This is a genomic window from Mesorhizobium sp. ORS 3428 (assembly GCF_001854785.1).
Lineage (GTDB): Bacteria > Pseudomonadota > Alphaproteobacteria > Rhizobiales > Rhizobiaceae > Mesorhizobium.
The window spans coordinates 451,978-465,223 of record NZ_MDFL01000115.1 but is presented as its reverse complement, the minus strand read 5'-3'; the positions used below and the strand labels follow the sequence as shown (position 1 = coordinate 465,223).

Below are 13,246 nucleotides of genomic sequence, written 5' to 3'. Positions count from 1 at the left end.
GCGATAGCCAGCATCATCTCTCCCTGAAAGCCTCCGAAGTTACCTTGGTGATCGGCGAGAGCAGGTAGTCGATCACGCGGCGGCTGTCAGTTTTGATTTCCACGCTCACAGTCATGCCTGAAGTCAAAGGGATCATCTCCCCGTTTATGTCCATCGCCTGTTCATCGAGCGCGATGGTGACCGGGAAGACGAAGCTCTGGGGCTGTCCGGCCTGGCTGGCAGGTGCGGCAGCGTTCGCATTGGCCGCGGCTGCCGCATTGGCAAGGTCACGCTTGGCCTCCTGCTCCTCGACCGCTTCGGGTGCGACGCGGCTCACTTTGCCGTGCAGCACGCCGAAACGGGTGAAGGGAAAGGCGTCGACCTTGATCACCGCGCTCTGGCCGGGTTTGACAAAGCCGATGTCGAGATTGGCGACGAGCGCCTCAACCTGGAGTGAGCCTTCCGTCGGCGCCACGACCAGGAGCTGCTGCCCGGTTGTCACGACTTGGCCGACCGTGGTCACGGCGACTTGTTGCGCGATGCCACCGGTCGGCGAATAGAGCTTGGTGCGCGCAAGGCGTGCGGCTGCCTTGGCGACCGCCTGTTTGGCTTCGTCCGCCTTGCGCTCGGCGTCGGCGAGCCTGTTCTCGTTGTCGGCGACGAAGTGCGAGAGCGCCATGACCTTCTCGCTCTTAAGCTCCCTCAGGGCGGCATCGGTCTCGATCAGTTCACCTTCGTCCGAGGCAAGCGATGATTGCGATTTTTCCAACTGCTGTGTGGAGTCGTAGAGATTGACCTTGCTGCCGACTTGCCGATTGAGCGCCTCCTGGCGGGTGCCGACGAGCTGGGTGAGCGTTTCGATCAACTTGTTCTGGTAGGCGATGCTCATCCTGAGGCGCTGACGCGTCGCCTCCTTCTGCAAACTTTGCTTGTCGAGGCTCTGCAAGGAGCCGATGAGCTGGTTGACGTCGGCCGTCAGCACTGAAGCCTCCCGCAAGCGCATCGCTTCCGGCAACTCTGCCTCCCAGACGATTTGCGGTTCGGGGTCGGCCGCGGCTTGCGCCAGCCGCGCAACTAGGACCTCGTGCTCGTCCACCTCGCCCGATTTCGAACCGTCGAGCACGGCTCGCGCCGTCGCGATGGCGAAGCGCCGGCGCGCGATTTCGGCGAGGTTGGCATTGAGCGCGTCGCGTTGCGCGGTCTCCTCAGCCGCCGGTTCCGCGGGATCCAACTCCAGGAGCAGGTCTCCCGCCTTCACGCGCTGTCCATTCTCGACATGTATTGCGGCGACCTTGCCGGGATCGAGCGGCTGTATCACCTTGGCGTGCCCGGCCGTGTCGATTTTGCCGGGCGCCACCGCGTGCACGTCGAGTCGCCCGTAGAACGACCAGGCCAACGCGGCCGCGAAGAAGGCGCAAATCGTCAGCATCGTGACGACGGGCAACGGCGGCGCCGGCGTTTCCAAGATTTCGATCGCTGCCGGCAGGAATTCGCGATCGCGGCCACAGATGACCGCACCAGATCGGTTGGCGGGTTGCGGCGCCGGAGAGGGAGGCGGCACGGTTCTTTGGTTCATGCTCCGACCCTCGCTTGATCCGATTGCAGCGCCCAGAGCCGAGCGTAGAGGCCTTTGCGTGCGAGGAGTTCCTCGTGGCTTCCGACCTCGACGATCTCGCCTCTTTCCATTCCGACGATGCGCGTGCACGGGCGCACCGCGGCCAGGCGATGGGCGATGATCAGCACCGTGCGGCCGTGCACGATCGCACGCATATTCTCCTGGACGATGCGTTCGCTCTCGTAGTCGAGCGCGGAGGTCGCTTCGTCGAAGATCAGGATGCGCGGATTGGTGGCGAGCGCGCGGGCTATGGCGATGCGTTGGCGCTGCCCGCCCGAGAGATTGGCGCCGCGCTCCTCGATAATCGTGTCGTAGCCCTGCGGCATCTGCGCGATGAACTCGTCAGCGCCGGCGAGCCTGGCCGCCTGAATCACCCAACCCCGCGGCACCGCGGGATCGCCGAGCGCGATGTTTTCGTGGATTGATCGGTTGAACAGGATGTTCTCCTGCAACACGACTCCGATCTGGCGGCGAAGCCATCCCGGATCGAGCTGGGCGATGTCGATGCCGTCGAGCATCACCTGCCCAACCTGCGGCGAATAGAGCCGTTGCACCACCTTGACCAGCGTCGACTTACCCGAGCCCGACGCACCGACGAAGCCGATGACTTCGCCTGCGCCGATCGAAAGCGTGACGTTGCGCAGAGCTTCGACCGCGTCGGGCCGATAACGGAGCGACACGCCGCGAAGTTCGATCGCGCCCCTGGGGGGCGGCAGTGTCAGCAGGTTCTGAGGCACGGGTTCCGGCGGCGTGTTCAGGATGTCGCCGAGCCGTGCCACCGAAACCTGGACCTGCTGGAAGTCCTGCCAGAGCTGCGAGAGGCGAAGGATCGGCGCAACGACCTGGGAGGCGATCATGTTGAACGCGATCAGCTCGCCGACCGTCATCGCGCCGTTGATCACCGCCTGCGCGCCGAAGAGCAGGATCAGCGCGGTCGTCACCTTGCTCACATATTGGATGAGGTTCTGGCCAAGCGCGCCGGTGACACCGGCGTCGAACGAGGTGCGGACGTAGGACGCAAGCCGCTCTTCCCATTGCGCCTGCATCATCGGCTCGACGCTCGCCGCCTTGAGGGTCGGCGCTCCGACGATCGACTCGACGAGAAACTGCTGCGACCGCGCGCCGCGGTTGAACTTTTCATTGATCTGCTCGCTAAGAACCGGGCGGATCAGCACCGCAATCAGGAGATAGACGGGAACAGTGCCGAGCACGACCAGCGTCAGCGTGGGCGAATAGACGAACATCACGACGAAGAAGACCAGCGTGAAGACGAGGTCGAGCAGCGAGGTCAGCCCCTGTCCGGTCAGGAAGTTGCGGATCGTCTCGAGCTCTCGCACGCGCGCTACGGTCTGGCCGGTCGCGCGCGTCTCGAAATAGGCGAGCGGCAGGCGGAAGAGGTGATGGAACAGGCGCCGACCGAGTTCGACATCCATCCGGTTGGTGGTGTGGCTCAGCGTATAGGCGCGCAGGAATTGCAGGACCGACTCGAACAGTCCCAGTGTCACCAGGCCGACGATCAGCACGGTGAGGGTGGACACCCCCTTGTGCACCAGAACCTTGTCGACGATGAGCTGGAAGAATACCGGCGTGATGAGGGCGAATAGTTGCACGAAGAGCGACGCGACCGCGACCTGGGCGAGGGGTCGCCGGTAACGTAGGATCGAGGGCAGGAACCAGCGGAATCCGAAAGTTCTGGGGTTTGTGCCCGCCCCACCCAAGCGGCGCGTGACCAACACGACCTCGCGCGAGGAGAGCGCCGAGATGTCCTCGATCGGCAGCTCCCGGGCAATGCGGGCGATCGGATCGAGCAGCCGGGCGAGCCCCTTCGTGGGTGAGGCCGCCAGCACGCCGAAGGTGCCGTCCTTGAGGCCGATCAGCGCGGGATAGGGAATTGCTGCGAGTCGCTTGGCCGTGACTCGGCGCAGGATGCGCGAGCGCAGCTCCAGAATATTGGCGCCGCGGACGATATCCTCGGCCGCGGCGAAGCGCCCAGTCAGCGCGAGCTGATGGCGCATCTGCGCCGGGTCGGCGGCGATACGGTAGTATCCCGCGATCACCGCCAGTCCAGCCAGGCCAGAGTCCATCGGCGTGGAAGGGAGCGCAGGCGCGGGTTCGACTCTCAGCGGCTCAGTTGGCCGATGTTCGACCTTGGGCGGCTCTGCTTCTGCGGACGCGTCTGTCATGTCGCTCTTCGCCGGGTTCACTGCCGCCCACAAGGCCAAGGCGGGCTCCCGGATCGGCAGAAGCGCAGCCAAACCATCGCGCGCGCTTCGGCGCCTGAATTTGAACGGCTCCGTCGGGGCGCGCGCTGGCTTGGGCGGGGGCTCGGCCTCCGCGGCCACGTCGGTCATGTCGCCGTTCGCCTGGTCCACGGCCGCCCCCAAAAGGCCGAGCCGGGAGCCCAGCTCGGCCGAAGAATACCGCAACCGTTACACGGACTGCGGCGCGGTCAGCTTGACGTTGAGCGTGCCCGTCGAAGCCTCGATCAGGTTCCCACTCTGGTCGACGTTCGCGCCGCTGCTGAATGCGTCATAATCTTGCAGCGCGAGGTTGAACGCCATGTTGACGTCGGACCCGGCGGCGAACGTCGCGGCGGACACCGCGCCCACGTCGAACGTGTCCTTGTTGTTGTAAGCCGAGCCGATGTTGGTCGCCAGCAGTCGGTCGAAGCCACTCGACGTGCCGACGAGAACATAGACCCCCGGAACGTTTTGGAGGCCGGTTACGTCCACGCCGCCGGGGTCACTTGTGCCGGCAGTGGGAGCGAAATCGACCGACACGGTCTCAACGGTGCTGCCGTTCAATTTGATCTGGTAGTTGCTCGTATCGGCGGTGAAGTCGGCAAGGGTGCTGGTGATTTTGCCGCTGCTATCCTCCGTCACGATCTTGACTTCATTGATTGTCTGCTGGTTGGTGTCCGTCGTCTGTAAGGTCGAAGCCGCAGTCGGGACGTTGAACGCGTCGAAGCGGATGTCCACGGTCTTCCCCGTCGGGTTGACCTGGGCGAGCGTAAAGCCGGCGTTGGTGACCTCGTAGTGATCTTTGAAGCTGAGATTGGTGAGCGACGACATCGCCGTCTTCGTGCTGATCGAGCCAACATGGTCGACGAAGTCCATGCGGATGGCCCCACCCGGAGCAACCGCCTGCTTGTCGGTCCCCACCCCGATCGAACTCGGGTTGACAGTATCCGTGCCGGCGACCTTGCCGGTGAACACCACAGACTGTGTGTTCTGAACTGGTCCCGGAGGGATATTGTTGGGCGGAGGAGTGAAGGGGAGCGCGAACCATGCATAGTCGCCGGCCGGCACGTCCGCGAAGTCGCTGAAGTTGAGGCTCGCGCCGTTGCCGATCGCCTGGAGCAGGTTGAAAGTGTACTGATCGCTGGCGTGATTGAGGGTGATCGTGAACACCTCGTCCGCCGTATTGATGGATCCGCTCGCGCCGCCGGGAAGCCCGGCGCCTGTCTGATCGGTTGTCGCCGTCAGCGTGCCCGTGCCGAACCCGAACAGGAAGATGTCGCTCCCGTTCGCTTGCAGGTGCTGGGTCGGGCCGCCGTCGAGTTGGCCGGTCAGATTCGCGCCGTCCGTGCCGATGAAGCTCAGCGCACCGAAGCCGTCGGCGCCGGCGTGCTGGTCGATGGCGAGCGTCGGATAGGGATCGCTGGYGTTGTCGGTCAGATCCTTGGTGATCGGATTCTGGCCGGCTTTGTCCAGGAAGTTGTCGGCGCTGGTRATCGCGGACGGCGTGAAGTTCTCCGRCACATCGTCTACGACCTTGACCGTCCACGCCTTGGCGRCGGCGTTCACCGCGCTGCCGTCGAAGTCACTTGCCTGCAAGATCGAGCTGAAGTCGATCGTCGTATTGCTCGAGTCGCTCGCGCCCGGTGCGTGATCGATCGGTGCCGAGAGCGTGAACGCCCAGTTGCCGCTCGTGTTTAGCGTCAGCGTAAAGACGGTCGCTCCACCTGCACCCTTGGTCGCAGTCAGTGTGGTGTGATCGCTCGAGACACTATAGACGAGCGCTGTCCCGCCCGACTTTAGGTTTTGGCTCGTCAGGCTGGACGTTACGCTGGACAGCGTGAAGGAGAGGGGCACGTCCGCACCTGAGCTGAAGAGCGTCGTGACGCTGCCCGAAGCGGTCGCGGTCGCGCCGGACGGGTCGAGATTGTTAGCGGAATTGGTCGAAAGCGCGTCTTCTTGGACCGTTCCCGACGTGGTGCTCGCCGTGGCGGTCGGCTGGTCGTCGATGATCGTGAGCCTAAGCGCGTTGGCCGCCGCCGTGGCGGTGTCGCCGGCGGCGAAATTGCCGTCTTTGTCAGTTGCCTGGATCAGTGAGCTGACGTCGAAGGAGAACTTGCCTTCCGGCGAGCCGGTCTGCGGCGTTTCCTGATCAATCGGCGCCAATAGCGTCACGGTGTAGGCCCCCGTCGCCTCGGTCAGCGCGAGCGTGAACACGGTTGTCGTTCCCGCCTTGGCGGTCAGTGTGTCGACACCAGCGCTGCTCGAGACCGCATAAGTCACTGCGGTTCCGCCCGAGGTGAGCGCCGRCAGCGCCGCGGCCAATTGCGCAGGCGTGAGGGGCGCCAGGCGGTAAGTGAGCGGCGTGTCGGTGCCTGAATTGAATAGGTTCGACACATTGCCGCTGGCCGAGCCGCTGAAGCCGGTCTCACCGGTCGTCTCGCCGACCAGCGCGTCCTCGTCGACCGTCTTCGTCTGCGTATTGGYCCTTGCGCTCGGCACGCTATCCTCGAAGATGATGTGCGAGCCGACCTCCCCGGTGCCGGTATTCGTCCGAATCTGCGTGACGTTGAGAATGTCGAAGCCTGGCGTGTTGCCCGGGGGCATGATGTTCTTGGCCACGAACTGGTCGAACTGCGCGCCGTTCAAGGAGGTGAATTGTACCTTCTCGCCCGCTTTGAGGCCGTTGACAGTTCCATCGGGGGCGCTCGTCGTGCCGCCAAACGTAATGCCGTGGTTGCCGGTGGTTTGCGCCGAATCGGCGATCAGGGTCCCGGTGCTGTCGAAGACTTGGATTTCGCCGAGCGCGACCGTGTTCGTTGAGGTGTTCGTCTGYGTGCCGTCGAACGTGGTGCTCGACTCGTTCTGTGCGATGATTTTGACGTTGACACTCTTGCCCGTCGGGGTCACCTGGCTGATGTCGAAGCTGGCGCCCGTGCCTTCGTTATAGACGAGGTTCTTGAGCGAACCGTCGGTGAGGAAGGTCTTGTCCTTGGTGGAGCCGCCGGAGAAGCTCGACACGAAATCGAAGCGCAGGGCAGCGCTTGGTCCGATTGCCTGGCTATTGCTGCCGTCGCCGACCGAGCTGGTATTGACCGTGTCGGGGTTGGACGAACTGGTGTCGAGCCCAGTCACAAGGACGGTCGACGTTCCACCGCTGCTGGTGAATGGCAGCCAGTAGTTCTGTCCGGGTTGCTTGGTGCCGATGTTGAACGACGTCGTGGACGATCCGCTGACGTAGACGAGGTTGGAAAGATCGAGGGTGTTTGYGTCCTCCCCCACGGCCGGGTTTTTGTTGGTGAGCGCCTCGTACTGTACGACCCAGATCGTCGCGCCGGTGTTCGTCGGCTGCAGGAGGAGCGCGAAGGCGACCGCGCCGGTGCTGTTTGTCTCGCGGCCGAGCACGATGTCGGGATTGCTCGAGTCGGAAAAGAGGTAGATCTCATTTCCATCGATGGCCTTGAAGCCCGTGTCGACGCCGTTCAACGCTCCGCCGCTGCTGTTGCTAAAAATCAAATTCGATAGGTCGCTGCTGACGATCGCGTCCTTGGAAATGCCAATCGCCTGGGTCGTGCCGTTGGCGCTGTTCGTCGTCGTATCGGGATAGATGCCGAGCGTCTTGAGTTCGGCGCCGAGCGAGGACGAGGTGGGAATGCTTCCCGTAAAGGTGGACAGCGTGACATTGTCGTCGGGATCGGTGGCGTCGGTGTCCGTTGCAAGGGTTGTCAGTCCGAGGTTTTCGTCCTCAATAACGTTGCCGGTGATGGTAAGTGACATGGTGTATCTCCCTGCTCAGCGGCGAATGCGCCGCGGCGTTTCTGTTTCGCAGTCTCGATTTCCGATGGTCACTGAAGCCATCCGAGTGGATGGGGCCTGCACGAAGTCGGCCGGGAAGGCGGTCGGTCCGCCCGGACCGTCGCGACTTAGGAGACATTGCAGCGTGGTGTTTGGCTTTGTGCGGTCTCACGGACGGATCAACATGACCGCTCGTGAGGCCGGAGGGCTCGTCGATAATGATGTCGGTCAGGATGTCGAGCGCCATCGTGACTCTCCCTGGTTTCAATGCGACAGGCGCGAATTCAGCCCCAACGCTGGCGACCGGCCGCACGGGCACGCATCCACTGGCAGGGCCAGCGCTGCGCGCCATCGTTAGACGAAACTGGGGGTGAATTAACTCAGGGGGTAGAGGGTGTTGGGAGGAGCCGCCACTACGCCTCCGCTCCATGCCCCCTTAGACATTGCTCGGCGGATGCGTCCTGTGCGCATCGGCAACCCGCCTCAGGCGGGCACGAAGCATCGACGATGAGGGCATACTCAACCCGCCCCTCTTCAACAGGCATGACTGCCTGTACGCCTCCTGCTCACAAACTTGAGCAGAGAAATTTTACGCTTATTTGTGGAAAGTTCAAATGGCACTATTGCTGTTTTCACCGATCTGTGAAGAGGGAAATGATCCCTCAGGAGGAGGGCTTTTGCCTCCGTGATTCGAACTGTTTGAAATTAAAAGAGAATATACTAGATCGTAGCTGCGAATTTGACTGCGGGACCCGCCTGAAAGAATGAACAGAACCTAATGCAGACGATGCTTGCCATAGCACCAATGATGGACTGGACAGATCGGCATTGCCGGTTCTTCCACCGTCAGTTGACGCGCCGCGCGCTRCTCTACACAGAGATGGTGGTGGCTGACGCGGTCATCCACGGCGTGCGCGAGCGCCTGCTTGGATTCGACGATGCCGAGCATCCGGTTGCGCTGCAGCTCGGCGGTTCCGATCCAAGAAAGCTCGCCGAAGCGGCCGTGATCGGCGAGGCGTTCGGCTATGACGAAATCAACCTCAATGTCGGCTGCCCGTCCGACCGCGTCCAGTCGGGGACGTTCGGCGCCTGCCTGATGAAGACGCCGGTGCTGGTGGCGGAATGCGTCGCGGCGATGAAGGCCGCGGTGAAGGTCCCCGTCACCGTCAAATGCCGCATCGGCGTCGACGACCAGGACCCGGAACCCGCTCTCGACACGCTGGCCGACGGCGTGCTCGCGGCCGGCGCTGATGCGCTATGGGTGCACGCGCGCAAGGCGTGGCTGGAGGGGCTGAGCCCCAAGGAAAATCGCGAGATCCCGCCGCTCGATTATCCGCGCGTCTACCGGCTGAAAGCCAGGCAGCCGAAGGAATTCATTGGCATCAATGGCGGCATCCAATCGCTTGAGGAGGCAGCGGCGCATCTTGCCCATGTCGACGGCGTCATGCTTGGCCGTGCGGCCTACCACACGCCGGGCATCCTGACCGGCGTCGACGCAGCTTTCTATGGCGACGCGCCCGCGCCCTTCGACCATGCGGCGCTGATCGAGGCCATGGCCGAATATGCCGCGCGGCATATCGAGAAGGGCGGGCGGCTCGGTCATGTCACGCGCCATATGGTCGGGCTGTTCCATGGAATGCCCGGCGCGCGCCGCTACCGGCAGATTCTATCCAGCGATGCCAACAAACCCGGTGCCGGGCCTGAAATTCTCAAGGCAGCATTCGCGGCAGTCGACTTTGCGGCGGCGGAGGCCGAGGCCGCCTGACGCTTTTGCGAGCGGCTGGTACCAAAGCGCGTCGCGATCTTTCAGATTCGCTCCCGAAACCGGTTCCGACTTTCGGGAGATATGGCCTAGTCGCGCAGGGTCATGCGGTCGCCGCGCACGTCGAAGCCCGACAGCGAGCCGATGAAGTTCATGCCGAGCAGGCTTTGCTCCAGCATGCCGGGCGCGGCCACCATCACGGGCATGTCCTTGCGCACGATGCCGCCGATCGCCACCTCGTTGGTCCTGACGGTGGCTGCGCGCGCCATGCCGTTGGCGGTCGCGACCGCCACCGTGAAGTTGAGCGCGGCCGGGTTGAAGCCGGCTGCCTGAGCGTCCTCTGCCGTCAGCACCGTGCTGGTCGCGCCAGTGTCGACCACCGCCCGCACCGGCCTGCCATTGACCATTATGCGCGCCTCGAAATGACCGTTGTCGGCCTTGTCGAGCATCACCGTGGCGTGGCCATTGTCCACGCCCAGCGCCAGCGGGCTGCCCGGAACGAGGCCGGCGGTGACGCGGCTGGCAACGTCCTGCAACTCGTAGCGATATTGGTAGGCGGCGATGAGCGCCAGCACGATAGCCGCCCAGATGCCGAGATTGCGCGCCAGGCCACCAAGCGGCCGGCCCGAGCGAACGAGGCTGGCGCCGATCACCGCCACCAGGACACCCACCCAGATAAGCCGGCTGAAATCGCGGTTCTCGATGCCAAAGGTGCTGCCGGCGGAATCGTTCATCATCAGCAGGATCAAGCCTACGCCGATCACCAGCATGACGATCCAGAACAGGCGGTTCATGACGAACTCTTTCTCACGGCACGCCGCGCTCGCGCGCCATGCGGGCGCGCCGCGTCTCGCGGCGGGGCCGCCGCTCGACCGTCTCGAGCCTGGCCGGCAACTCGGCCATGATGGCTCGCCGATCCTCCGGCGTCATCGCGATCCAGCCTGCGATCTCATCGCGCGTGCGGCCGCAGCCGAAGCAGAAGCCGGTTTTCATGTCGATCGAGCAGACGAGTATGCAGGGAGACTCGATGGCGGTCATGCTGTTCTCTTGCCTTCACTCCACATGGTGCAACCGCAAAGCCAATGCAAGCCCTCCGCAATGCGCCGCAGACCAGTGCTTTCGCGGCATTGCCGCGGTTGTGCCGGGCCGCGAAGGCGGCTATGCCGCGCTGCCTCGTCCTTACAAAGAGCGCATCTGACATGACAGCAAAACCTTTCGATGATTTTCGCAACCTGCTGGCGACGCTGCCGTCGGCGGACGCAGCCGCCGAAGCTCGCGTCCGCACACTGTTTGCCAAGGCCGACAAGCCGAAAGCCTCGCTGGGGCGGGTCGAGGACATCGCCGCCTGGCTCGCGGCCTGGAGCGGGCGCGCGCCGCCTGCGGTGAACCGGCCGCTGGTGGCGATCTTCGCCGGCAATCACGGCGCGGTGAGGCATGCCATCTCGCCGCGGCCGGTGGCGGCGACCGCCAACGCGGTCGAGCTTTGCGCCGCCGGCGGTGCGGCGATCAACCAGGTCTGCATCGCCAACGACCTCGGGCTGAAGGTCTTCGATCTGGCGCTCGACATTCCGACGGGAGACATCACCGAGGAAGCCGCGCTAGACGAGCGCGGCTGCGCCGCCACCATGGCATTCGGCATGGAGGCGGTCGCAGGCGGCGCTGACCTTCTTTGCCTGGGCGATCTTGGCGTCGGCAATTCCACGATCGCGGCCGCCCTGGGTGCGGCGCTGTTCGGCGGCAAGGGTGCCGACTGGGTCGGGACCGGATCGGGCGCCGATGCGGCAATGATCAGGCGCAAGGCCGAAGTGGTCGACAGGGCGCAGGCTTTCCATGGCGCCGGCCTCGGCGAACCGCTCGAAGCGTTGCGCCGGGTCGGTGGGCGCGAGTTCGCGGCAATATGCGGCGCCATACTCGCTGCCCGCATGCAAAAGATCCCGGTGCTGCTCGACGGATTCGTGGCGACCGCGGCGGCCGCGGCGCTGTACAGGGCAAATCCCTCCGCGCTCGACCATTGCCTGCTCGCCGGCCTGTCGCCGGAGCCTGGCCACGCCAAGGTCGCCGAGCGACTCGGTTTGCGGCCGCTGCTCGATCTCGGCGTCAGCCACGGCGAAGGGGTAGGAGCCGCGTTGGCTGCCGGTCTCGTCAAGGCCGCGGCGCTCACCAGCTCCGGCATGGCAGCTGCGGTTCGGCACTGAACGGCTTGCTCTATCTCTTTGTTTTGACGCAATTCCGAACGGAAAACCGTTTCACACTTTTCCTGGAATTGCTCTAGCGCCGCCGCGCGGCGACGGTCTTAGTCGGCAGTGCCGGCAATTCTTCCATCACCCGGCTCAGCGGAAAGATGGCGATTGCCTCGGTGCCTTCGCGCAGCTTGGAGTTGAGCTCGAACTCGCCGCCATGCATGTCGAGCAGGCCTTGCACGATCGGCAGGCCGAGACCGGTCCCCTGCTCGGCGCTCTTGATGGCGATCGAGCCCTGGCCGAAGGCGGAAAGCACCACAGGGATTTCCTCTTCCGGTATGCCGGGACCGTTGTCCTTGACCGAGATGTACTGGCCGCCGCCCGCTGTCCAGCCGACGCGGACGCGAACCTCGCCGCCCGACGGGGTGAACTTGATGGCATTGGACATCAGGTTGAGCGTGATCTGGCGGACGGCGCGCTCGTCGGCGAACAGGCGCGGCAGGGTCGTCTCGAATTCCTGGATGACGCGGATGTCCTTGTTGCGGGCCCTGAGCTCCATCATGTGGCAGCAATCCTCGACGATCGTCACCAGCACAACCGGTTCCTCGTTGAGCTGGTAGCGGCCCGCCTCGATGCGCGAGAGGTCGAGGATCTCGTTGATCAGGTCGAGCAGATGCTGGCCGGATTCGTGAACATCGTGCGCGTAATCGCGATAGGTCGGGTTGTTCATCGGCCCGAGAACTTCATTGGCCATCACTTCCGAGAAGCCGAGAATGGCGTTGAGCGGCGTCCTGAGCTCGTGGCTCATGGARGCGAGAAAGCGCGACTTCGCCAGATTGGCGTCCTCGGCGCGGCGCCTGGCCTCGTCGGACATCGATTTCGCCGTCTCGACTTCTGCGATCAGCGCGTCCTTCTCGGAGCGGAAGGAGAGCACCATCCACGAGGCCTGGTTGAGATGGCGCGCGACATAGCCGAAGAAGGGCAGGGCGGCGACCAGAAGCACCGCCATGATCGCTTCGATCGGCATCCAGAGGCGTGCGACGGCATAGACATAGACCGCGACCGGGACGGCGAAGGTCGCGAGCAGGGCGCCTCCGAGCGAAGATGCCATCACGGCGGTCGTCGCCATTGCGACCAGAAGCACCATCGCCTTGGCGACGTGGAACTGGTCGACCTGGCATGCGCCGCAGCCTAGCCACGCGAACCAGGCCCAGCCGAGGCCGCAAAGCGAATGGCCGATCAGGAACTCGCGGCGCGTCCGTACCGGGTCAAGCTCGGCGGCTTCCGTGCGCTCGACGCGCCGCGCCATGAAAGTGACGATGGTGTAGCAGAGCAGCGTGGACAGCGCCCAGACCACAATCTGCTTGTCGAGGCCCGCAAGCCGGCCGACCGCCGCCACTGCGAGCACGAGCAGCGGGATCGCCGCCGCGCTGACCACCATGGCGCGCGCGTGCAGCTTGAGGAGCTCGCGGTCGAAGTCGAGGCTGCCGGCTCGCTGCGAAAGGCGGTCACGCGTCCTGCGCACCGCGCGCGCCACATCGCTGTTGCGATGCGGTTTCCTGCGGTCCACAATGAATTTGTCCGCTGTGTCCGAGCGTAGCAAAGGCATGCAAGTTCAATTTCCGCGCGCAGCGATTTCCAGTTCGTTAAGCTACGTTCGAATGATTAAGAGACTGTT

Annotated in this window: 9 protein-coding genes; 3 read left to right on the top strand and 6 right to left on the bottom strand. The window is 64.1% G+C overall.

Translation table 11 applies throughout. The annotated features are described in order from the left end of the window. Nucleotides 1-13: 13 nt before the first annotated feature. The 3 genes from ORS3428_RS15405 to ORS3428_RS15395 form a co-directional block, all read right to left on the bottom strand. On the bottom strand, nt 14-1,555 hold the full coding sequence (locus ORS3428_RS15405) for an HlyD family type I secretion periplasmic adaptor subunit (protein ID WP_071099104.1): 1,542 nt from the start codon (nt 1,553-1,555) through the stop codon (nt 14-16). Beyond that, nucleotides 1,552-3,678 (bottom strand): type I secretion system permease/ATPase, encoded by a 2,127-nt coding sequence (locus ORS3428_RS15400; RefSeq protein WP_071099284.1) that lies wholly within the window; start codon nt 3,676-3,678, stop codon nt 1,552-1,554. Before ORS3428_RS15400 ends, ORS3428_RS15405 begins: the two co-directional genes overlap by 4 nt. Before the next feature lie 345 nt (nt 3,679-4,023). Further along, nucleotides 4,024-7,608, bottom strand: a complete 3,585-nt coding sequence (locus tag ORS3428_RS15395) for a hypothetical protein (protein WP_071099103.1) — start codon at nt 7,606-7,608, stop codon at nt 4,024-4,026. 796 nt (nt 7,609-8,404) lie between these two features. Between ORS3428_RS15395 and dusA the strand changes: the two genes are divergently transcribed. Then, the gene (gene dusA / locus ORS3428_RS15390; protein ID WP_071099102.1) at nt 8,405-9,391 is read left to right on the top strand and encodes a tRNA dihydrouridine(20/20a) synthase DusA; all 987 of its coding nucleotides are present in this window, start codon (nt 8,405-8,407) and stop codon (nt 9,389-9,391) included. 86 nt (nt 9,392-9,477) lie between these two features. On the opposite strand, the gene ORS3428_RS15385 is transcribed toward dusA, so the two are convergent. Both ORS3428_RS15385 and ORS3428_RS15380 read right to left on the bottom strand, forming a co-directional pair. Beyond that, on the bottom strand, nt 9,478-10,182 hold the full coding sequence (locus ORS3428_RS15385; protein WP_071099101.1) for a TIGR02281 family clan AA aspartic protease: 705 nt from the start codon (nt 10,180-10,182) through the stop codon (nt 9,478-9,480). Between the two features lie 13 nt (nt 10,183-10,195). After that, entirely contained in the window at nt 10,196-10,426 is a 231-nt protein-coding gene (locus ORS3428_RS15380) for a DUF1289 domain-containing protein (protein WP_071099100.1), read from the bottom strand. On the opposite strand from ORS3428_RS15380, the gene ORS3428_RS33325 reads away from it, so the two are divergent. Both ORS3428_RS33325 and ORS3428_RS15375 read left to right on the top strand, forming a co-directional pair. Next, complete coding sequence (locus ORS3428_RS33325; RefSeq protein ID WP_157895964.1) at nt 10,416-10,586, top strand: hypothetical protein; 171 nt, start codon at nt 10,416-10,418, stop codon at nt 10,584-10,586. The genes ORS3428_RS15380 and ORS3428_RS33325 overlap by 11 nt on opposite strands. Before the next feature lies 1 nt (nt 10,587). Then, a complete protein-coding gene (locus ORS3428_RS15375) occupies nt 10,588-11,583 on the top strand; it encodes a nicotinate-nucleotide--dimethylbenzimidazole phosphoribosyltransferase (RefSeq protein ID WP_071099283.1) in 996 nt (331 codons plus the stop codon). Between the two features lie 73 nt (nt 11,584-11,656). On the opposite strand, the gene ORS3428_RS15370 is transcribed toward ORS3428_RS15375, so the two are convergent. Continuing rightward, the gene (locus ORS3428_RS15370) at nt 11,657-13,177 is read right to left on the bottom strand and encodes a sensor histidine kinase (RefSeq protein ID WP_071099099.1); all 1,521 of its coding nucleotides are present in this window, start codon (nt 13,175-13,177) and stop codon (nt 11,657-11,659) included. Between the last annotated feature and the right edge of the window lie 69 nt (nt 13,178-13,246).